The sequence below is a fragment of the Streptomyces sp. NBC_01508 genome (genome assembly GCF_045040315.1).
Lineage (GTDB): Bacteria > Actinomycetota > Actinomycetes > Streptomycetales > Streptomycetaceae > Streptomyces.
On record NZ_CP109419.1, the window covers coordinates 1,960,052 to 1,981,825 of the forward strand.

Annotated in this window: 14 protein-coding genes and 1 pseudogene; 2 read left to right on the plus strand and 13 right to left on the minus strand. The window is 69.0% G+C overall.

The window, feature by feature from the left end:
* Positions 1–31: 31 nt before the first annotated feature.
* From OG700_RS08845 to eccD, 4 genes are all read right to left on the minus strand, one after another.
* Positions 32–1,411, minus strand: coding sequence for a M16 family metallopeptidase (locus OG700_RS08845; protein ID WP_405611484.1), 1,380 nt, complete (start codon positions 1,409–1,411; stop codon positions 32–34).
* Entirely contained in the window at positions 1,408–3,642 is a 2,235-nt protein-coding gene (locus OG700_RS08850; RefSeq protein ID WP_405611487.1) for a polyribonucleotide nucleotidyltransferase, read from the minus strand. Before OG700_RS08850 ends, OG700_RS08845 begins: the two co-directional genes overlap by 4 nt.
* Before the next feature lie 397 nt (positions 3,643–4,039).
* Positions 4,040–4,330, minus strand: coding sequence for a 30S ribosomal protein S15 (gene rpsO, locus OG700_RS08855; protein WP_023538273.1), 291 nt, complete (start codon positions 4,328–4,330; stop codon positions 4,040–4,042).
* Positions 4,331–4,509: 179 nt separating this feature from the next.
* Positions 4,510–6,009, minus strand: coding sequence for a type VII secretion integral membrane protein EccD (eccD, locus tag OG700_RS08860; RefSeq protein WP_405611491.1), 1,500 nt, complete (start codon positions 6,007–6,009; stop codon positions 4,510–4,512).
* A 225-nt stretch (positions 6,010–6,234) separates the two neighbouring features.
* Between eccD and eccCa the strand changes: the two genes are divergently transcribed.
* Both eccCa and OG700_RS08870 read left to right on the plus strand, forming a co-directional pair.
* On the plus strand, positions 6,235–10,215 hold the full coding sequence (eccCa, locus tag OG700_RS08865; protein WP_405611494.1) for a type VII secretion protein EccCa: 3,981 nt from the start codon (positions 6,235–6,237) through the stop codon (positions 10,213–10,215).
* Between the two features lie 422 nt (positions 10,216–10,637).
* Positions 10,638–10,808, plus strand: a complete 171-nt coding sequence (locus OG700_RS08870; RefSeq protein WP_405611497.1) for a hypothetical protein — start codon at positions 10,638–10,640, stop codon at positions 10,806–10,808.
* 7 nt (positions 10,809–10,815) lie between these two features.
* Here OG700_RS08870 and OG700_RS08875 read toward each other — a convergent pair.
* From OG700_RS08875 to eccB, 9 genes and pseudogenes are all read right to left on the minus strand, one after another.
* Positions 10,816–11,253: pseudogene (locus tag OG700_RS08875) on the minus strand (DUF4259 domain-containing protein).
* Between the two features lie 1,338 nt (positions 11,254–12,591).
* Entirely contained in the window at positions 12,592–14,013 is a 1,422-nt protein-coding gene (locus tag OG700_RS08880; RefSeq protein WP_405608350.1) for an IS1380 family transposase, read from the minus strand.
* A gap of 113 nt (positions 14,014–14,126) precedes the next feature.
* Entirely contained in the window at positions 14,127–14,423 is a 297-nt protein-coding gene (locus tag OG700_RS08885) for a WXG100 family type VII secretion target (RefSeq protein WP_405611500.1), read from the minus strand.
* A gap of 88 nt (positions 14,424–14,511) precedes the next feature.
* Entirely contained in the window at positions 14,512–14,874 is a 363-nt protein-coding gene (locus OG700_RS08890) for a WXG100 family type VII secretion target (protein ID WP_405611503.1), read from the minus strand.
* 71 nt (positions 14,875–14,945) lie between these two features.
* Positions 14,946–16,238 (minus strand): S8 family serine peptidase, encoded by a 1,293-nt coding sequence (locus OG700_RS08895; protein WP_405611506.1) that lies wholly within the window; start codon positions 16,236–16,238, stop codon positions 14,946–14,948.
* 26 nt (positions 16,239–16,264) lie between these two features.
* The gene (locus OG700_RS08900) at positions 16,265–18,055 is read right to left on the minus strand and encodes a hypothetical protein (protein WP_405611509.1); all 1,791 of its coding nucleotides are present in this window, start codon (positions 18,053–18,055) and stop codon (positions 16,265–16,267) included.
* Between the two features lie 6 nt (positions 18,056–18,061).
* A complete protein-coding gene (locus OG700_RS08905; protein WP_405611512.1) occupies positions 18,062–18,502 on the minus strand; it encodes a hypothetical protein in 441 nt (146 codons plus the stop codon).
* A gap of 275 nt (positions 18,503–18,777) precedes the next feature.
* Positions 18,778–20,088, minus strand: a complete 1,311-nt coding sequence (mycP, locus tag OG700_RS08910) for a type VII secretion-associated serine protease mycosin (RefSeq protein ID WP_405611515.1) — start codon at positions 20,086–20,088, stop codon at positions 18,778–18,780.
* Between the two features lie 14 nt (positions 20,089–20,102).
* Entirely contained in the window at positions 20,103–21,632 is a 1,530-nt protein-coding gene (gene eccB / locus OG700_RS08915) for a type VII secretion protein EccB (protein ID WP_405611518.1), read from the minus strand.
* Positions 21,633–21,774: the final 142 nt, after the last annotated feature.

Sequence of the window (21,774 nt, forward strand, 5' to 3'; positions counted from 1 at the left end):
GCTTCCTTAGGAGGCTGGGGAGGACGGTGGGTCAGGCGACCGCTTCGTCGAGACGGTCGGCCTGCTTGTCCTTGAGGGGCCCGATGACCGACAGCGAGGGGCGCTGTCCCAGCACGTCGCGTGCCACCGCGCGGACGTCGTCGGGGGTGACGGCCGCTATCCGCGCCAGCATGTCGTCCACGGACATCTGGGTGCCCCAGCACAGCTCGCTCTTGCCGATGCGGTTCATCAGCGCGCCGGTGTCCTCCAGGCCGAGGACGGTGGAGCCGGAGAGCTGCCCGACGGCGCGGCCGATCTCCTCGTCGCTGAGTCCTTCGGACGCGACCTGGTCGAGGCCGTCGCGGCAGAGCTTCAGCACGTCGTGGACCTGGCTGGGGCGGCAGCCCGCGTAGACGCCGAAGAGTCCGCAGTCGGCGAAGCCGGAGGTGTACGAGTACACGCTGTAGGCGAGGCCGCGCTTCTCCCGTACCTCCTGGAAGAGCCGGGAGCTCATGCCGCCGCCCAGGGCGGTGCTGAGGACCCCGAGGGCCCAGCGGCGCTCGTCGGTGCGGGAGAGGCCCGGCATGCCGAGGACGATGTGCGCCTGCTCCGTCTTGCGGTTCAGCAGCTCGACGCGGCCGGCGGTGCGCAGGTCGCGGCGGCCCTCGCGGGGGGCGACGGGGACGGCGTCCGTACGGGAGAGGGCGCCGGCCTTCTCGAAGGCGCGGCGTACCTGCCGTACGACGGTGGCGTGGTCGACGTTGCCCGCGGCGGCGACGACCAGGTGCGTCGGATCGTAGTGCTTCTTGTAGAAGCGGGCGATCCGGGCGCGGTCGAGCGCGTTGACGGTGTCGACGGTGCCCAGGACGGGGCGGCCGAGGGGGGTGTCGCCGAGCATCGTGTGCGAGAAGAGATCGTGCACGCAGTCGCCCGGGTCGTCCTCGGTCATGGCGATCTCTTCGAGGATGACGCCGCGCTCGGCGTCGACGTCCTCGGCCTCGATGAGCGAGCCCGTGAGCATGTCGCACACGATGTCGATGGCGAGGGGGAGGTCGGTGTCGAGCACGCGTGCGTAGTAGCAGGTGTATTCCTTCGCCGTGAAGGCGTTCATCTCGCCGCCGACCGCGTCTATGGCGGAGGAGATGTCGAGGGCGCTGCGCTTGTTGGTGCCCTTGAAGAGGAGGTGTTCCAGGTAGTGGGTGGCGCCGTTGAGTGTGGGCGTCTCGTCGCGTGAGCCGACCTGTACCCAGATGCCGAAGGTCGCCGACCGTACGGACGGCAGGGTCTCGGTGACGACGCGCAGGCCGCCGGGGAGGGTCGTGCGGCGGACGGTGCCGATGCCGTTCTGACCCTCCAGGAGAGTTTGGGTACGGGCGACGGCCCGTACCTCCGAGGAGGTGCGGGCCGTCGTCGTGGAACTACGAAACGTCACTGGGAGGCTTCGTCCTTCTGGTCGTCCTGCTTGTCGTTCTTCTCTTCGTCCTCGCCCTCGATCACGGGGATCAGGGAGAGCTTGCCGCGCTGGTCGATCTCGGCGATCTCGACCTGGACCTTCTGGCCGACACCGAGGATGTCCTCGACGTTCTCGACGCGCTTGCCGCCGGCGAGCTTGCGGATCTGCGAGATGTGCAGCAGACCGTCCTTGCCGGGGAGCAGCGACACGAACGCGCCGAAGGTGGTGGTCTTGACGACCGTACCCAGGTAGCGCTCGCCGACCTCCGGCATGGTCGGGTTGGCGATGCCGTTGATCGTGGCACGGGCGGCCTCGGCGGCCGGTCCGTCGGCGGCACCGATGTAGATGGTGCCGTCGTCCTCGATCGTGATATCGGCGCCGGTGTCCTCCTGGATCTGGTTGATCATCTTGCCCTTGGGGCCGATGACCTCACCGATCTTGTCCACCGGGATCTTGACCGTGATGATCCGCGGGGCGTTCGGGGACATCTCGTCCGGGACGTCGATGGCCTCGTTCATCACATCGAGGATGTGGAGGCGGGCGTCGCGGGCCTGCTTCAGCGCGGCGGCCAGGACCGAGGCGGGGATGCCGTCGAGCTTGGTGTCGAGCTGGAGCGCGGTGACGAACGTCTTCGTACCGGCGACCTTGAAGTCCATGTCGCCGAAGGCGTCCTCCGCACCGAGGATGTCGGTGAGGGCGACGTAGTGCGTCTTGCCGTCGATCTCCTGGGAGATCAGGCCCATGGCGATACCGGCGACGGGGGCCTTGAGGGGCACACCGGCGTTCAGCAGCGACATGGTGGAGGCGCAGACCGAGCCCATGGACGTCGAGCCGTTGGAGCCCAGCGCCTCGGAGACCTGGCGGATCGCGTACGGGAACTCCTCGCGCGTCGGCAGCACCGGCACGATGGCGCGCTCGGCGAGCGCTCCGTGGCCGATCTCGCGGCGCTTCGGCGAACCGACGCGGCCGGTCTCACCGACGGAGTACGGCGGGAAGTTGTAGTTGTGCATGTAGCGCTTGCGGGTCACCGGCGAGAGGGTGTCCAACTGCTGCTCCATGCGGAGCATGTTGAGGGTGGTGACGCCCAGGATCTGGGTCTCGCCACGCTCGAACAGCGCGGAACCGTGCACGCGCGGGATGGCCTCGACCTCGGCGGCGAGCGTACGGATGTCCGTGACGCCGCGGCCGTCGATGCGGACCTTGTCCTTGATGACACGCTCGCGGACCAGGGACTTCGTCAGCGCGCGGTACGCACCGGAGATCTCCTTCTCGCGGCCCTCGAACTGCGGGAGCAGCTTCTCGGCGGCGAGCTCCTTGACGCGGTCCAGCTCGGCCTCGCGGTCCTGCTTGCCGGCGATGGTGAGCGCCTGCGACAGCTCGCTCTTCACGGCGGCCGTCAGGGCCTGAAGGACGTCGTCCTGGTAGTCGAGGAAGACCGGGAACTCGCCGGTGGGCTTGGCGGCCTTGGCGGCGAGGTCGGCCTGGGCCTTGCAGAGCGCCTTGATGAAGGGCTTCGCGGCCTCCAGACCGGCGGCGACGATCTCCTCGGTGGGAGCCTCGGCGCCGTCGGCGACGAGCTGGATGGTCTTCGGGGTGGCCTCGGCCTCGACCATCATGATCGCGACGTCACCGTCCTCCAGGACGCGGCCGGCGACCACCATGTCGAAGACGGCGTCCTCAAGCTCGGTGTGCGTCGGGAACGCGACCCACTGGCCCTTGATCAGGGCGACACGGGTGCCGCCGATCGGGCCGGAGAAGGGCAGACCGGCCAGCTGCGTGGAGCAGGAGGCTGCGTTGATCGCGACCACGTCGTACAGGTGGTCGGGGTTGAGCGCCATGATCGTCTCGACGATCTGGATCTCGTTGCGCAGGCCCTTCTTGAAGGAGGGGCGCAGCGGGCGGTCGATGAGGCGGCAGGTGAGGATCGCGTCCTCGGAGGGCCGGCCCTCGCGGCGGAAGAACGAGCCGGGGATCTTGCCGGCCGCGTACTGCCGCTCCTCGACGTCCACCGTGAGGGGGAAGAAGTCGAGGTTGTCCTTGGGCTTCTTGGAAGCGGTGGTGGCCGACAGCACCATGGTGTCGTCGTCCAGGTACGCGACGGCGGAGCCGGCGGCCTGCCTGGCCAGGCGGCCCGTCTCGAAGCGGATGGTGCGGGTGCCGAACGTGCCGTTGTCGATAACGGCCTCGGCGTAGTGGGTCTCGTTCTCCACCAGTGGTTCTCCATACTCGTCGTTTGTCGTCTTTCGTCCCGCGCCCGTGTGGCGGGGGACAGGCGGAGAAGCGCTCCTGCGGGCCGGTCTTCGATCGAAGCTCCCGGGGCGGCGGCGTGGGCCGCGAGCGGCGTTCGCCGCGCCGTTCCGGGGGCCACTACCGAGGACCGGCGGCGGCGGAGGGGCGCTCCCCCTCGTCAGTGGGTCGTGCCTTCTGTCGTACGGGGTGGTGCTGATCGTGCTCGTGATGTTGCTGTTGTTCGTTTGTGCGGGTGCTGTGTGGTGCTTCTCAGCGGCGTCCGGGAGCTGTGCTCCTGCGAACAGGTTACTGAGCTTCGTGCGCATACGGCGAAGGGAGCGGTTCCCGGTGTGTGGGAACCGCTCCCTTCACGGCGTACTACTTGGCGCCGCCGGCCGCGCCGCGGCGGATGCCCAGGCGGTCGACCAGCGCACGGAAGCGCTGGATGTCCTTCTTCGCCAGGTACTGCAGCAGGCGGCGGCGCTGGCCGACCAGAATGAGCAGACCGCGACGCGAGTGGTGGTCGTGCTTGTGCGTCTTGAGGTGCTCGGTCAGGTCCGAGATACGGCGCGAGAGCATCGCGACCTGGACCTCGGGGGAGCCGGTGTCGCCTTCCTTGGTGGCGAACTCCGACATGATCTGCTTCTTCGTAGCGGCGGCAAGCGGCACGCGTACTCCTCGTAGGTCTTCGTGGCCATCGAGTGCCCCAGGTCGAATTCGCTGGGGATCTTCGGTTACTCGGGTGGCGGGGATGATCTGCCGTTGTTGATCAGGTGTCGATCGGGGTCGCTGTTTCCGGACACACCGGAACGCGTACACAAACGGCCGTCACACAGCGTACCAGCCAGTCAGGACGTCAGCGCACGGATGGAGTGGTAGACGTCGAACACCGCGAGGCACAGCGGGACGATCGTCAGGAGTACGAAGGCCTCGGCGATCTCCAGGAAGCGCCCCCAGAAGGGGGTGACGCCCTTGCGCGGCACGATCAGCCCCACGGCGATGATCAGTGTGGCGATCCCGGCGATGGCGGCGGTCAGCCAGACCGTACGGATGTCGAGGCCCGCGCCGTCGCCCCGCAGTGCCTCGCGGATCAGCCCCTCCGGGGGGTTGAGGCAGAGCCCGAGTCCCAGCAGGACGAGGGCGCCGAGGCCGGCGGCGAGGGCGCAGCCGACCTGCGCCGTGTAGCTGAAGAGGTGGGCGCGCATCAGCATGGCGACGCCGGTGGCGAGGGCGAGCAGCTGACCCCACAGACCGTCGGAGAATCCGAGCACGGCGGCGGCGCCGACGGCCACCAGCGCGCAGCCGCCGACCAGCCCGACCAGCAGTTCGTGGCCGCGCCGGGCCTGGGCGGCGATGCGCTCGGGCTCGACGGGGGCGGGGGGCGGGGGCTCGCTCCCGTAGTCGCCGGCGGCCGTACGGGGCGGCTCGAAGCCGATGGGGAGGCGGGCGAATCGGGTGGAGAGACCGGGCAGGAAGGCCAGTGTTCCTACGGAGAGCGCGGCGCACACGGCGGCGGTCTCGGCCGGCTTCATGTCGGTGGTGATGGCGATGAACGTCACCAGGAGGCCGACGGCGGAGGCGAAGACGAACGCGACGAAGGGGCTGTCGCCGGCGGGGGTGACGATCACCAGGATCACCGAGGCGACCAGTACGGCGGCGCAGCCGAGCAGGAACTGAAGCCTGCCGATGCCCTGGCCGTCCGCGAAGGGCAGCAGTCCGGAGCCGGCGACGGCGGCGTTGGCCATCGAGCCGATACCGAGGGCGACGGATGAGCCGCGGTCGTCGTAGACCCGGGCGCGTACGCCGGCGAGGGCGAGCAGCAGGACGGCGGTGACGCCGGCCAGGATGCCCGGCAGGCCGTTCGTGTCGTGCCGGGGGTCGGCGGTCCACAGCACGAAGGCGAGCAGCACCAGCAGGACGGAGCCGCCGAGGAGTCCGGCGCCGCGCATCGCGCTGTCGGTCCACAGGGTGCGGTCGCGGGCGACGGCGGACGCGACGGCGTCGGAGACGTCGTCGAAGACCGCCGGGGGCAGGGACTCGGCGAAGGGCCGCAGGGACAGCAGTTCGCCGTCGAGGATGCGCTGGGAGGCCAGCGAGCGGGCACTGTCGAGGACGGTGCCGTCGCGGCGCACCAGGTGGTACCCGACGGGGGCGCCCGCCGCGGGGCCCTGGCCGGACAGCCGCAGGATCTCCGGGTGGAGGTCGGCGACGGGAATGTCCTCGGGGAGCGCGACGTCGATACGTCCGTCCGGGGCGACAACGGTGATCCGGCAGAAGCCGGTCCCGCCGCTGGACGGTGCCGGTGCACCAGGCTGACCGGTTGTGTTGGCCGCCGCTTGGGCCGTCATACTCACGTGCTGCATCCCCTCGTGGTTCCCATGCGCCCGTTGCCCGCATTGCGCTCCGAATGACCCCTTTTTTTGCGGAAGTTCATGCGTGCGCAAACGCGTCCGGTCACCCTACCGCCGGGTGGTGGGCCCCCACGCAAGTAGGATCCTTGCCCGCGGATGGAGGCCCGTCGCCACGGGGGCGCCGGTGGGAACTTTTCTGTCCGGCAAGGGAATTGGTGAGCAGTGAGTCAGATCGTCGTGAAGCGCCCGCCGCGGGCCCTGCCCGCCGACGTGCCGGCCGAGCAGATGCAGGTGCAACCCCCTCCCCCGCTGCCCAGAGGGCAGCAGGAGGGCGCGCTCATGCAACTGCTGCCCATGCTGGGCATGGGCGGTTCGGTCGTCTTCTTCTTCATGACGCCGAATCCGATCATGCGGATCATGGGCATGGTGATGATCGCGTCGACGATCGCCATGGCCATCGCGATGCTGGTGCGGCACCGGCGCGGAACCCAGGGCGAACTCGCCGACATGCGGCGGGACTACCTCAAGTACCTGACGCAGACGCGGCGTACGGTGCTGCGCACCGCGCACCTGCAACGGGACGCGCAGTACTACCTCCACCCGTCCCCGGAGCAGCTGTGGGCGCTGGTCGCCGAGGGCAGCCGGGTGTGGGAACGCCGGGTCGCCGACGACGACTTCGGGCAGGTGCGGATCGGGCTGGGCAGTCAGCAGCTCGCCACCCCTCTCGTCGAGCCCGAAACCGCGCCGGTGGACGAGCTGGAGCCGCTCACCGCCGGGGCGATGCGGCAGTTCCTCAACGCGCACAGCGTGGTGGACGGTCTGCCGATGGCCGTCTCGCTGCGTGCCTTCTACCACCTGACGGTCACCGGCGAGGCGGAGTCGGTGCGCTCCACGGCGCGTGCGATGGTCGGTTCGCTCGCCTCGCTGCACTCCCCCGAGGACCTGGTCATCGCCGTCGTCGCCGGACGGGGCGCGGCGCCGGGGTGGGAGTGGGCGAAGTGGCTGCCGCACGTGCAGGCGCAGGGCCCCGGTGACGGGGCGGGCAGCCGCCGGCTCATCACCTCCGACGTGCGGGAGCTGGAGGAGCTGCTGGCGGGGCGGCTGGAGGGCCGTCCGCGCTTCCAGCCCGGCGGCCAACCGCTGATGGACCAGCCGCACGTCGTCGTCGTCCTGGACGGGATGTCGCTGCCCCCCGTATCGGTGCTCGCGACGCCCGAGGGGCTCCAGGGCGTCACGGTCATCGAGGTCGTACCGGGCGAGGTCACCGGGGCGCGCGGGAGCCTGGCCGTGGTGGTCCACCCCGACTCGCTGCGGCTGGAGTCGGGGCACGGCATGGTGTACGACGGGGAGCCCGACCGGCTGAGCCTGGAGGCCGCCGAGGCGCTGGCCCGTCAGCTCGCGCCGCTGCGGGTCGCGACGGGCGGCGACGACGACGAACCGCTGCTCGCCAATCTCGACTTCACCGATCTGCTGAACCTCGGGGACGCGGCGTCCGTCGACGTCACCCGTACGTGGCGGCCCCGCTCGCAGGCGGAGCGGCTGCGCGTGCCCATCGGTGTCGGTGAGGACGGCGCGCCCGTCATGCTGGACCTGAAGGAGGCGGCGCAGGAGGGCATGGGGCCGCACGGCCTGTGCGTCGGCGCCACCGGCTCCGGCAAGTCCGAGCTGCTGCGCACGCTCGTGCTGGGCCTCGCCGTCACACATTCGTCGGAGACGCTGAACTTCGTCCTCGCGGACTTCAAGGGCGGCGCCACCTTCGCCGGCATGTCGCAGATGCCGCACGTCGCCGCGGTGATCACCAACCTCGCGGACGACCTCACGCTGGTCGACCGCATGGGCGACTCGATCCGCGGCGAACTCAACCGCCGCCAGGAGATGCTGCGCGACGCGGGCAACTACGCCAACATCCACGACTACGAGAAGGCGCGTGCGGCGGGTTCCCCGTTGCAGCCCATCCCGTCGCTGGTCCTGGTCATCGACGAGTTCAGCGAACTCCTCACCGCCATGCCGGACTTCATCGAGATGTTCGTCCAGATCGGGCGCATTGGCCGTTCGCTGGGCGTCCATCTCCTGCTGGCGTCGCAGCGGTTGGAGGAGGGGCGGCTGCGCGGTCTGGAGACGTACCTCTCGTACCGCGTGGGTCTGCGTACCTTCTCGGCCGCGGAGTCACGCGCCGCGCTGGGTGTGCCGGACGCGTACCAGCTGCCCAACGTGCCCGGTTCCGGGTTCCTGAAGTACGGCACCGACGAGATGGTGCGGTTCAAGGCCGCGTACGTCTCCGGGGTGTACCGGGCGAACGCGTCGGCGGTCGCGCGCACCGGGGGGCCGCTGCCGGTCGACCGCAGGCCCGTGCCGTTCACCGCGGCGCCGGTGCCGGTGCACTACATCCAGCCGGCCGCGCGCCCCGCCGTACCGGACGCGCGCACCGGTGGGGAGGACGACGCGCTCGCCGACACGGTGCTCGACGTGATCGTGCGCCGACTGGAGGGGCGCGGCGCCGAGGCGCACCGGGTGTGGCTGCCGCCGCTGGACAACCCGCCGTCGCTGGACGAACTGCTGCCGGGGCTGTCGAACGTGGAGGGGCGCGGGCTCACGCAACCCGGCTTCGAGGGCGCGGGGCGCCTCGTCGTACCGCTGGGCGTGGTCGACAAGCCGTACGAGCAGCGCCGCGACACCCTGTACCGGGACTTCTCCGGTGCGGCGGGCCACATGCAGATCATCGGTGGTCCGCAGTCCGGCAAGTCGACGCTGCTGCGCACGCTCATCGCCGGGTTCGCGCTGACGCACACGCCGCAGGAGGTGCAGTTCTACGGGCTGGACTTCGGAGGCGGCGGTATGTCGTCGGTCGCCGGTCTGCCGCACGTCGGCGGGGTCGCGTCGCGACTCGACCCGGAGAAGGTGCGGCGGACGACGGCCGAGGTGTACGGCATCCTGGCGCGCCGTGAGGAGTACTTCCGTACGGCGGGGATCGACTCCATCAACACCTTCCGCAGGATGCGGGAGCGGGGCGAAATCTCGCTCACGGACCAGCCGTGGGGCGACGTCTTCCTGATCATCGACGGCTGGGGCAACTTCCGCACCGACTATGAGGCGTTGGAGCCGGCCGTGCTGGACATCGCGGCGCGCGGGCTCGGTTACGGCATCCATGTGGTGCTCACGGCGTCGCGTTCGATGGAGGTGCGCGCCAACCTCAAGGACCACCTGATGAACCGGCTTGAGCTGCGCCTGGGCGACACGATGGACTCCGACCTGGACCGCAAGGCGGCGGTCAACGTACCCACGGGGGTGCCGGGCCGGGGTCTGACGCCGGAGAAGCTGCACTTCATGGCGGCGGTGCCGCGTATCGACTCCATCAACTCCGACAGTGACCTGTCGGAGGCGACGGCCGCGATGACGCAGGAGGTCGGCCGCCACTGGACGGGGCCGGGCGCCCCCGCCGTACGGCTGCTGCCGCGCGAGCTGGCGGCGGCGACGCTGCCGATGGGCGCCGAGCAGCCGAAGCGCGGCGTGGCCTTCGCGATCGACGAGAACCTGCTGGAGCCGATCTTCGTCAACTTCGAGCGCGACCCGTTCTTCCTGGTGTTCGGCGAGAGCGAGTCCGGCAAGTCGAACCTGCTGCGGCTGCTGATCAAGCAGTTGTCGGAGCGGTACGACGGGAATTCGGCCAAGTTCTTCATCATCGACAACCGGCGCGGGCTGCTGGACGTGACGCCGCCGACGCACCTGGCGGAGTACGTGCCGATGTCCAACAACATGGACCACCACGTGGACGCGCTGTCGGACCTGATGCAGCGCCGTACCCCGGCGGCGGACGTCACGGCGCAGCAGTTGCGCGACCGCAGTTGGTGGCGCGGGCCGACGGTGTTCGTGGTCGTCGACGACTACGACCTGGTGTCCACCTCCAGCGGCAACCCGCTCAACAAGCTCACGGAGCAACTGCCGTTCGCGCGTGACGTGGGTGTCCGCTTCATCATCGCCCGCAGCGCGGCGGGCGCGAGCAGGTCCTCGTACGAGCCCTTCATGCAGCGGATGATGGAACTGGGCGCGCAGGGGGTGCTGCTCTCCGGAGACCCGCAGGAGGGCGACATCCTCGGCGGCGTACGGGCGCGTCCGATGCCGCCGGGCCGCGGCATCTTCGTGTCGCGCCAGCGCGGCAACCCGCTGGTGCAGACCGGCCTCATGCCGCCGTTGGACGAGCGGTGAGGGGGCGCGTGGCGGGGGGCGCGTGAACGGGGTCGCGTGGGCCGCTTGACGGGCCGTATAAGCGGCGTGAGCCGCTTGAGCCGCATAACGGAAGCGGTGGTGAGCCGATGACGTGGCGATGACGGGAGCGGGAGTCTTCGCGGCGTTCTTCGCGGTGCTGTTCCTGGGGTGGCAGGCGGTGGACCTGTTCCGACTGGCGGGGATGGGGTGAGACGGGCAGGGGTCGGGCGGTCGGGCGGTCGGTCGGGCGGTCGGGCGGTCGGGCGGTCGGGCGGTCGGGCGGTCGGGAAAGAGTCCGAAGGAACTTCCCGGGAAGCGGCCGCCGCCCCAACTCGTTCACCTCGAACGGCACACTCCCGTGATCGGCGCGCATCAGCGGCTCGGGTCGGTCAAGGGACGCCTGCGCGCTCATTTCGAACCACATGGACGTCACCAAGAAGGCCCGTGACAGCGACGAGATCTCCATCGCGTCATGTGGGCAGCATCTCGACCCCGGGTACCGGCTGCCGGATGCCGGCTTCGACGAGTCGTGGGCGTCGCCGCGTGGCCTTGCCTGTGAGAACGGGTTCTGGCTCAACTTCTGTGCCGAGTAACGCTCCGTTACGGCTGAAGGTCGAAGAGAGCGATGGAAGGTGGCGGCGGGTCAAGCACTGCGCGAAGGCGGGCGAGTACGGCCCGCCGCTGCTTCCAGTCCTCCGGGTTGACCCGGTTCGAGGCCGGCCCAGCTTTCGTCGCCGACGATGCGGGCGAGGGCTTCGCCAGCGAGTGCCCGAAGGTCGGAAGTGAACATGGGCACAGGTGTTTTCGGACCGTAGGGCGTGTCGACGGGTTCGCCTCCCGGGCGTTGCGCCGCGATGAGTGCGGCGGCGGCCACCGCCTCCTCCGCTTCCGAGAGATAGCCCGCGGCGTCGACCGTCCGGACAAGGACACCTCGGATCAAGACTTCGCGTGCCTCGGGCTGAGCATCGTCGAGAACGTTGGCGAAGTCCGCAGCCGTGTCGTTGTCGAAGGGGCCTGGACGGTGTCCCAGGTGCCCATGCTGATCTCCTTGCGTACGGTTGTCCGGACCCTCGCATCAGACACTGACAACATGGCTACGGGGCGAGCAGGACCCGTCTGCGTAGAAGTTGGAAGCCGGCACGGCCGAACATGGCAGGTCGTCCTGCCGGACGGCGTCGAGCCAGTCGGGCAGGCGCTCGCCCTGGCGGTGGGTGAGCTACTGTCCAGGGCGAGGGCGGCCGGGCTGTCACGGCCCGTGACGAGGTGCGTCTCCGGCGGAGGTAGGCGCGAACGCGCTGCCAGCTGCTCTGGTAGCCGCGAGGGGCGATCTCTTCCCATGGTTCCGGACGTTGGTGCGACCCTCGGTCCAGCGGTGGTCGAGGTAGGTCTTGTACCCGTCGAGGACCGAGGTCCGGGTCTGCCATTGACCGGTGAAGAGCTCTTCCGGAGCGTCGGCGTCGGCGTCGGCGTCGGCGAAGCGTTGGACGGTGCGGGAGATCGTGCCGAGCTGTCACTGGATCGAGCGTCGAGTGTGCCCTGCCTCCAGTAGTGCGTGGATGGCGGCGTGCCTGGCCGGGGTGCGGTCGGCGACCCGGTGGTCGGTCGGCCAGGCGATTCTGACGGCTGCTCGTCCGGAGCGGGTTCGGCCTCGTCTGCGGGCGCCTCCGGGACCAGGGCACGCAAGCCAGCACGACACTCCGCCCGGTAGCCGGTACACCAGCAGGAAAACCGCACGTAAGAACCGTGAACACGGTTCGACCAGGTGCCACACCCCAGGCACATCGCGCCAGTGGTGGTGCAGTAACCGTCGAATCGAACTATCGCGATATTCACGTCCACCGACAGCACCACGAGTACCACGACGTCCTGGACAGACGGCGGCAACAACTTCTTCAGCCGGTAGGCAAGTTCTTCCACAGCCCCGAACTGGGCAACTTCCGAAGCTACCCGGACGGCCTCGGTCGTCACTCAACGTGCACACACCGCAAAACCTGAGTCAGAGCCCGTCCTCATGGACGAAGCCACTCAGGACGAATCCCGAGGAAAGACCAACAAGGCCCAACTGGCCCGCTACAACGCTACGGTCTCGCGTGAATTCATCGGAGGAACGGCCGAAGAGCTGCCCGGGCCGATCGGCGTGGGGCTCGTCACCACAGCCGAATCAACGCCCTCAGGCACGGCAAAGGGGGGCACCTCCCGCGCGTGCCCCCCTGTCGCCGTAACTGCCGGTCGCGTCTAGCCTCGCCGTTTCAGTTGGGGTTGCTGGGCGGCTGAGCGAGGTTGTTTGAGGCTGGGTCGGCCGGTGGGCATGGTGAGGGCCCGACGCGGGGTCGGGTTCTCCGAGGTCCTTGGGTTGAGGTGGGCGGGGGTGGTGGGTCAGCCGGCGGGGCGGGGTAGTGCGGCCAGTCGGTGGAATGCGGCCGTGAGCTCGTGTCGCCAGGGCCAGGTCGCCGATATCCGGAGGCGGAGGCGGCGGCTGCCCCGGGTGATTCTGGCGGCGACGTGCAGGAGCCGGTATCGGAGTTTCTTGGGTTCGGCCGTGGCGAGTTCGCCGTCCAGGAGGAGGGTGCGGGTCCAGGCAAGGAGGTCGATCGCCGCGAGGCTGAGTTCGAGCCAGGCGGCGTTGACGCCGAAGCGGCGGGAGGGGAAGCGGCCGAAGCCGGTGGTCTTGCCGCACCGGATGTGGTCTTCGACGGTGGCGTGCTGGCGGTGGCGGACCTCCAGGAACTGGGCGGAGCCGGAGGTGAACGGGGTGTCGGTGAGAAAGACCTGGTGCCGCATGCCTTCGTCCTGGTCGAAGAGTGAGAGCTGGGCTCCGGGGTGGGGATGTTCGCGGCGGACGATGATGCGGGTGCCGTCCGGGTAGCCGGCAAGGTCGGTCATGCCGGTCAGTTCGGCGACCTCGGCGGACTCGCGGAGGGTGCCGTCCTGGTCCAGGGCGGGGTGCCAGACCTGCTCGGGCAGGGCCCGGATCGCGCGGCGGACTGGTTCGGTGACCGCGTATCCGACTGAGAAGAAGGTGCGGATTCCGCGTGTTCGCAGGTCTCGGATGTGGCTGAGGAACGCTTTCGCGGATCCGGCGCTGTCGGTGCGGATCAGGATGTCGGTGCCGTGCCGGTGGGCGTCGGGGATCTGCGCGAGAGCGTCGTCCAGAACCGCGATGTGATCCGCGGCCGTGTTGGCTCCGGAGTTTCCGGGCCGGAGGCGCCCGGACATGGCCTCGCCGGTGTTGGCCAGGAAACACAGCAGGGGGTGGAAGCCGAAGCCGCCTTTGTAGGTGGGTGCGGCCTGGACCTTCTCCGAGTGGCAGGTGATCAGCGTGGCGTCGATGTCCAGGACCAGTCCGGGCACTTCCCGCCCGCCGGCTTTCGCCGCCGGTATGCCGCAGCGGGTCTCGGATGCCTGGAGCCAGGCCACTTCCCGAGCCTGAGCCCGGGCTGAGCGCAGGCGGCCCAGTACGCGTTCATCGACGGCGGCCAGCACCCGCCAGGCAGTCGGTGTCGAGGCGATGGGGCCGAACACCTCGCGCTGGTCGCGCAGGACGGCCAGATCCGTGATGGTCTCGCCGCCGGCAGCCACCATCACCGCGAGGTCGGTAGCGATCCGGCCCGGGTCATGACCAGTACCGCGTGGCCGGAGCGGTCCGAGCGCGGTGGAGTACGCGCTGGTCAGTCCGGTGACATCGGCGAGATCAGCCAGCAGCCGTGCCCCGGCATGACCGATCACCCCCGCCCCGTCAGCAGAGACATGAAGCCTGGGACGCGAACCGATACCCTGCACGCAGAAAGTGCCTTCCACCTGGACCGACAGAACCCCTCGACAAGGTTCATCGTCCCAGCTCGGAAGGCACTTTCGCGTTCACGGCCAGCAACTGGTCGCACGCCAACTGAAACGGCGAGGCTAAGAGGTTCTTAGAAGTAGCCGGCGGACTTCTTGTCGCCCGCCTGGTAAGCCGGGCCGGCCTCGCGGACCTTGCGGGCGATGTCCTTGAGCGCGTTGTGGATCTGACGCGTCTCGTTGTCCCACTTCTTGTGGGCCGCGTCCGCCGCGGTCTTGGCCTCACCCTCGAAGGTCGAGGACACGCCGCGGATCTTCGTCTGAATGGCCTCAAGGCTCTCGTCGAGCCGGCCGGCCTGCTTCTCGATGACCGAGGCGGCCTGCTCCAGCGAGCCGTAGGTCACGACCATGGTGCCGTCGTTCTGGGCCACGGGTCCTCCTGTTTCCTGTCAGTGCGGTGTGCGCGGTGTGCGCGGTATATGGGGTGCGGTACGTACGAGGCGGCTGGCTGACGGGCTGTCAGTAGCCGTTGATGTTCGACGTCGCCTTGGCCGTCGCGGCGCTGTCACCGGAGAAGCCGGCCGTCACGTCGACACCGTTGAGGGCCGCGTAGACCTCGTCCTCGGTGTTGCCCGCGGTCGTACGGGTGACCTGGATCGCTTCCTGGAAGTTGAGCAGCATCTTCGCGATGCGGACCATGCCCGAGTTGATCTCGGCCTGCTTCGTGTCGAAGGCGCTGGCTCCGATGCCCTTCCAGGCGCCTTCCAGGCTGTCGATGACGCCCTGGAGGTTCTTCAGCTGTCCCTTGACGTCCTCGAACTTGACCGTGATCTCGTCCTGGAAGTCCTTGAGACTCTGATCGCCGACCTTCTGGACTGCCATATGTCAGTCTCCCTTTCGTATGTGCTCGATACTGCGGGTGTGTGCTTCGGTGAGTGGTCTGAGCTGCGCGATCACGCGCTGCGGCGTTTGCGTACGACGGCGAACGTGCCCCCGGCGAGTACGGCGAAGACCGCCACTCCGCCGAGGATCAGGCCCAACTGGCTGTCGTCACCGGCGTCTTCCGCGGCGTTGGCCGTGTCCTTGTCCGTCTCCTTCGCGCCGTCCGCGCCGGGCTTGGGCGGGGAGGAGGCGTCGTCGTCCGACGAAGGCTTCTCCGAGGGGGCGCCGGCGTCGGAGGAGCCGCCGGCCGTCGTCCTCTCGTTGGTCAAGGGGCTGACGTCCGCGTCGCCGGGCTTGCCGATGCCGCGGTTGATGGCGGCGTTGGGCCGGACGATCCCGTGGCCGAGGTAGTTGCTGACGGTGCCGGGCTTCCAGTCGTCACCACGGCCCGCGGACTCGAACATGACCCGCAGGACCTGGTTCGCGGTCCAGTCGGGGTTGGCGGACCAGATGAGGGCGGCGGAGGCGGAGGCGAGGGCGGTGGCGGCACTGGTACCACCATTGCCCTCGCAGTATTTGGTGAAGGTCTCGTCGCACCAGCGGGGGATGTCGTTGGCGGGGGCGGCGATGTCCACGAAGTCGCCGTGCTGCGAGTACTTGGCCACCTGGCCGTCGCGGTCGGAGGCGGCGACGCCGACTACCTCGGGGTAGTTGGCGGGGTATCCGGGCTTGTTGTCCTTGTGGCCCGTGTTGCCGACCGCGGCGAAGACCAACTTGCCCTTGCTCTGGGCGTACTCCACCGCCTCCTTCTCCGCAGAGTCGACGAACACACTACCGATCGACATATTGATGATCTTGGCATCGCCGTCAGCAGCCGCACGGATGGCGTTGGAGTTGTCGAAAGTGTTCGACTTGTGCCTCTCCTCGAACTCCTTGTTGGCCATTCGCATTGGGATGATCTTGGCTCCGGGCGCCAGACCTCTGAGGCCACCGCCCTCGCCTGTTCCAGCGATGAGCTCGGCCATAGTGGTCCCGTGCCCGTCGTAGTCGTCCGTCGTCCCATCGGTCTCTGTGGCATCGAGGCCCTTCAGCACCTGTCCCTTGAGTGACGGGACTGAAGCATTGACGCCGGTGTCAATCAGGGCGATCTTGATCCCCTCGCCCGTAGCTGACTTCCAGATCTCATCGGCCCGCATGGCATCCAAGTACCACTGCTTCGACTGCGAGTCTGCAGCAACCGCCGCAGGAGCGGCACCGACCATGACGATCGCCGAGGCCCCGATCATGGCCACCGCGAACAGCGGGCCGCTTCGAAGGCCGTACGCCCCGGATCGCTTCCGGACCTGGCTCATTCCTGCCGTCATCCCGACTTCCGAACCTTCCGCTGTGCCTAGTCGATGACTGGCGGTACGGCACCACGCCGCCGACCCGCCCGTGTCTCTGTGTCGTCCGCCCGGGGTTCCGGACGTTGCTGTCCGGGACGCTCCGGTTGCTCGTCGCGGGTCTGCTGACCCTGTCGGTCACCGGACAGACCCGAGCCGCCGGTCGTGAATCCGCCGGCGCCCGCCCTGGGAGGCGTGCCACCGCTGCGTGGAGTGCCCACGACGCCGTTGGAGCTGGGCATGCCCCGCCCTGTGGGGCGCGCGGCGCCCTGGGCGGGCCCCGCTCCCACGACACCGGACTGGCTGGGACGCGCGGCCGACACAGGGCGGCCCGGTGTCGTACTGCCCGCGCCACCAATGACATTCCCCCGGGGAATGCGCGACCCGGAGACGCCGGTGCCGCCGCCGGAGGTGCGCTGCGGCGTACCACCCACGATGCCGTTGGCGCGGCCCGTACGGGGTGCGGTGGAGGAACCCTGCCCGGAACGCCCGCCCATGGGCGGCCCCCCGGCGCTCGGTCGACCGACCATGGGACTCCGGTTGGCATTCGAGTCACCACCGCGTCCCCCGCCGGGACCCATGGTTGTTGTCGGCCTGCCGACCGGGCCCCTGCCTGACTGCGAACCACCTGTGTTGGGGCCGCCGCCACCCATCACGCTCGGGCGCCCTACTGGGCCCTGACGGCCGCCGTCTCCCGTACCCGTTCTCACGTTGGGGCCCGGCACCGGGCCTCCTCCCCTCGGGCCGAGCGGGGGGCCGGAACGAGGGCCGCCGCGTACAGGAGGACCGAAATTGGGCCCCAACGGCGGGGGGACATGACTGTTCGATGTTGGTCCGGGAGGCACCGTGGAGGGCTGTGCGGGACCCGGACCTGTTGTCGTGGGCGGCAGCGTATTGACGGTGTCGATCTGCATGGACGTACTCGGAGGCGGGGTCGGAGTCGAGGTCGGACTCTGCGTGACCAAGCCATCGGTAGCAGTACGGGGGATACCTCCCGTGCCACCGGCGTCGGCGCGTACAGCGCTCGCTTGCTGAGGCGATGAGCCAAGCCCGCCCGTACCGCCAGATTCACCCGAGCCGGATTCGTTGCCCCACGCGCCCTGCGCTGGCCGCGGCACATCCGCCGCCAGCATCTTCGGCAGCGCCGGCTCCTTCGCCCCCGCCAGCGACTGCTCCGACACCGCGTAGAACGACGCCAGGCGGTTCATCTGGTTGATGGCCTCCTGGCGGTGCTCCTCCGCCTTCACGGCCTGCTTGTACTCAGGGTTGTCCTCCCGCTGTTCCGTGACCGGAAAGTCCTTGGGAGCCCTGCGGTCGGCCCGGTTGTCCCGCGGCGGTTTGGAGCTGCGGACCGATGTCAGGCCGGTGGCCGCGACCGACATCTGGGTGCCGACGACGTTCGCGAACGAACCGAGGTCCCAGGCGTACCGCACCAGTTCGGTGCCGTAGCGCTCGAACTCGGTGGCCGCCTCACCGCGCCAGTCCGTGGCCTTGACGAATTCGCTGAGGTCCTCCGCGGCTGCGTTGAGGCTCTTCTTGGCCCTTTCGAGGTTCTTGCCGGCGTGTTCCAGGTCCGAGGGGTTCGCGCCGTCCAGCAGGTCGAGCATGTCGTTGAGCCCGCGGTCTTCGAAGCTCGTCCTGGAGAAGAACCCCCCCATGTTGCCGAAGCCGAAGTGGTCCATGGCCATGGCCATGCGCTCCGCGGCGTCGGTCGCGCCGAACTCCGACTCGATCTGGGCAGTTTCTTCGCTCTGCTGCTGCTCCTGGGGGGACAGCGGTGGTTTCTTGTCGTCACTCATGTCGCGTCACCCCAAGTCCTTCGTGCCGCCGGTGGCGTCCTGGCGCGGCGCATCGGGTGCCTCGCCCTTGTCCTGCCGCTGCTGCTTCTCGTGCGCCTGGCGCTGCTCGTCCAGTCGCGTCTGGATCGTGTGGAAGCGGTGCCGCAGGTCTTCCTCGACGTTGTCGTAGCCGACATCGGCCGCGTGAACTCCGATGCTCAGCAGCTCTATCTGGTCTCCGAGGGACTTGGACAGCGAAATGAGCGACGTGTGCACCCGGTTGTACTGCATCGAGAAGCCCTCGGCCTCGTCGAACTTGCCGGGGCCGCTGAAAGACGTCCGTGGCACGCTCTGCGCCGCGATCTCACCCTTGCCGCCCGCGCCACCCTCGAAATCCGCGAGCAGAGTGTTGATCTGGCTCTGGAACTTCTTCAACGCCCCGACGCCGCGCTCAAGATTACTTGCCATCGGAGCCCCCGCTCACGCCACCCACCGACTCAGGCACGATGCCCGTTCCTCCCCGTTTGCTTCAACTGTCCTACGCCGCGATCACGGCGAACCAGTTCCTTCTACGTTCGCTCGATGATCGCTCGTGACCACTCTAGCTACCCTGCCGTAGACCTCTAAGTGCGTTATCCATCATGTGACTTGATCGCCGTGACACCAACACCATCGGTTTTCCCCGTCTCGCCCGTCTCGCCCACCTCTGACCGCGATCACGGCAATCACCGCGCTCACCGCGCTCACCGGTTCTCCCCGACCCGTCGCGCCCGGCGACGTGAATCGCGCAGAGCCACCGAACCGCCCGCGATCGCCGCCACGAGAACGGCACCTCCGACAACGACGTACGTGGCGAGCCGGGAGTTCCGTTCCTCGGCCGATTCGCCGAGATGGACTTCGGCCGGGGTCGGTGCTTCGGCCCGCGTCACTCCTTCGTGTGCCACCGGTTTGTCGACGGGCTTGTCGTCCTCGGTCAGCGCGCGGACCGGGTCCACCACTCCCCAGCCGACGCGGCGGTCGCGGCCCGGAATCGAGCGCTCCGCCGTCTGCTGGATCTGGGCGACGATCGTTTCCTGCGACCAGTCCTCGTGCTTGCTCTTGATCAGAGCGGCGATTCCGGCGACGTACGGGGCGGAGAAGCTGGTGCCGTTGTCCGCACAGTGGCCGCGTCCGGGGACGGTCGTGACCATGTCGACCCCCGGCGCCGCGATGCCGACGAAATCGCCCGACTGGGAGAACGACGCGCGTTCGTTGTTCCGATCGGACGCGGCGACGGCCAGCACGCCGTCGTACGAGGCGGGGTACGTCTCCTTGACCTTGCCGTCCAGGCCGTCGTTGCCGGCCGAGGCGACGACCACGACATCCGCGTCGAGTGCGTCGTCCACCGCCTGCTTCAGCACCGGATCCGGCTCCACGGCGTCCGCCGTGTCCTGGGAGATGTTGATGACGTCGGCCTTCTGCTGGACCGCGTAGTCGATGGCGCCGGCGAGCGTCTCGGCTGTGCCGTTGCCGAACTCGTCGTTCTGCTGGATCGGGATGACAGTGGCATCGGGCGCGAGCCCGACGAAACCGGTCCCCTCGACGGGGCGGGCGGCGATGATACCCGCGACCTTGGTGCCGTGGCCGACCTTGTCGGTGGTGCCGTTCGCCTTGCCGCGTTCGAGCTTGTTCCCGTTGTCGTCCTTGGCGTTCGGGGGGATCAGGTTACGACCGCTCCCGGCGTCCACCGCATCGGCGAGCTGCGGGTGCTCGATGTCGACGCCTGTGTCGATGACGGCGACCCGCACCTTCTTGCCGGTGGACTGCTTCCACAGCTCGTCCAGCAGGACACGTTGCAGGGCCCACGGCCGGCCCTCGTACGGCTCGCTGGGGTAGGAGCACTGCCCCGTGTCCGCGCTCGCGGTGGGTGCCGACACCGTCACGAGCGCGAGGGCCGCGGTGACCACGGCTGCCGCCGTCGCGGCCGCGGTCGCAGTCGCTGTCGTCGCCAACCGACGCGACGTGGGTGGGGAGTTGGGCGTGCGCGTACGGATGTGCCTGTGCGTGTCCCTCATGGCTGCCCCGCCCCTCACGAACCCTGCGGCTGGCCCGCGGCTCCGGTCGACAACCTCGGCCCCGTCGGCAGGAACGAGGACCAGGCCGCGGGCACCGGTGCGGCGTCCACGTTCTGGTAACCGAGCCTGTTCTGCGCCTTCCGCACCTCGGCCTGCCTGTCCCGCTTCTCCTTCGCCGAGCCGGATTCGCCGATCCCCGAGTCGTCCGTCGCGCTGTCACCGTTGGACTGCATCGCGTACCGCAAGCCGGTGTCCGTGACCAGGAAGAGGAAGCCGGACTTGGTCGAGTCACCCGTGAACTGACGGAAGAGTTGGCCGGATCCGGGGGTGACGTACGCGCTCGTCGCCCCGGTCGCCAGCGGCGCCGGGAAGCCTGTGCCCGACCACGTGCTGAGCGTGGTGTCGCCGCTGTCCGCGTCCACCTCGCGCAGCACGTTGCACACGGTGTTGCGGCTTCCCTCCGACTCACTCGCGGAGTTGACGGCCTCGGGCTCGCTCTTCGGCCAGTCCTTGTCCTGCCCGAACGGGTCGCCCGGCCGGAAGGTCGCGGCGCTGACGGACTTCGCATTGCCCGCCTGGTCGACCTCGATCAGGTCGGGGCTGTCGAGCAGCAGCTTGGCGGTGAAGTCGGAGATCGGGGCGACCCGGCCCTCCAGGACGATGTACTGCTGGTTCTTCGTCCCGTCCGTCGCGGTCAGGATGGTGCCGACCTTGTCGAGCGCGGGGTCCAGGTCGCCACCGACGCCCGCGTCGGCGCCGATCGGCCCGGGGATCTCCGGGAAGTCGACGGCGTCGCCCCGGTGCAGCGTGGCCAGCCACGCCGCGGACACCCGCTGCGGCTTGCGGTCGCCTCCGACCACCAGTTGCAGCAGCAGTTCGTCGTCCGCGTCGACGGCGTACGCCTTGCCCGTCGCGTCGACGATGTGTCGGGCCTCGTCGGGCCCCTCCACGTACATCAGCTCGCCGCCGCGAATCCGGTTCGTGCCCTCGGTCTTCTTGTGCTCACGCTCCGCGAAGACGAACGCCGCCTTCTCGATGGCCCTGCCGCCCCCTCCGGGGCGTTCGCAGACCGCCCAGCGCTTGGGTGCGCCCGCCTGCTTGGCGTCGGGCAGCCGGTCCGGGGCGTACGGGATGCCCAGAGTGGCGCCGTGCGGAATCTTGCCGTTGTCGAGCACCGACTCGTCAACGTTGATGACCTTGCCCTTGTCGGGGTTGAGCAGAAGCTTGGCGGACGACATGTTCAACACCGGGTGGAGCTGAATCTTCTTGCCGGTCTTCAACACCACGTAACGGGTGGTGGACTTGCTGGCGATGATGACGTTCTCGCCGGGTGTGTCCCACTTCTTGGGCGCCACCGGTTTGAACATCCCCCACGCGCCGAAGATCGCGAGGATGACCACGGCGATGATCATCCCGGGCACCACCCCGCGCAGCGGGCGGGGCGCACCTTCCTCCGAGCCGGTCGAGTTCGGCTGCACGAACTGCGCGATCAACCTTCGCTTCGCGAAGGTGTAGGCGTTGAGTTCGTCCCGTCGTGATGCCATCTGTCCGCTGTCCCTCTCCCCCACTGCGCGGCCAGGCCCCTCTCCTTACGGAGAGGGCTGCCGTCGTTCCGGCCCCCTACTATGCATGCTGGCGGTCGCGCCTCACTGCTCAGGTAGGGTGATCGCCCGGTCAACGCCCCAT

Bases quoted from the DNA above. Each gene is read 5' to 3' on its own strand.
- eccB (WP_405611518.1), bottom strand. From the start codon at position 21,632: ATGGCATCACGACGGGACGAACTCAACGCCTACACCTTCGCGAAGCGA.
- OG700_RS08890 (WP_405611503.1), bottom strand. From the start codon at position 14,874: ATGGCAGTCCAGAAGGTCGGCGATCAGAGTCTCAAGGACTTCCAGGAC.
- OG700_RS08905 (WP_405611512.1), bottom strand. From the start codon at position 18,502: ATGGCAAGTAATCTTGAGCGCGGCGTCGGGGCGTTGAAGAAGTTCCAG.
- OG700_RS08870 (WP_405611497.1), top strand. From the start codon at position 10,638: ATGGACGTCACCAAGAAGGCCCGTGACAGCGACGAGATCTCCATCGCG.
- OG700_RS08895 (WP_405611506.1), bottom strand. From the start codon at position 16,238: ATGACGGCAGGAATGAGCCAGGTCCGGAAGCGATCCGGGGCGTACGGC.
- OG700_RS08900 (WP_405611509.1), bottom strand. From the start codon at position 18,055: ATGAGTGACGACAAGAAACCACCGCTGTCCCCCCAGGAGCAGCAGCAG.
- mycP (WP_405611515.1), bottom strand. From the start codon at position 20,088: ATGAGGGACACGCACAGGCACATCCGTACGCGCACGCCCAACTCCCCA.
- eccD (WP_405611491.1), bottom strand. From the start codon at position 6,009: ATGACGGCCCAAGCGGCGGCCAACACAACCGGTCAGCCTGGTGCACCG.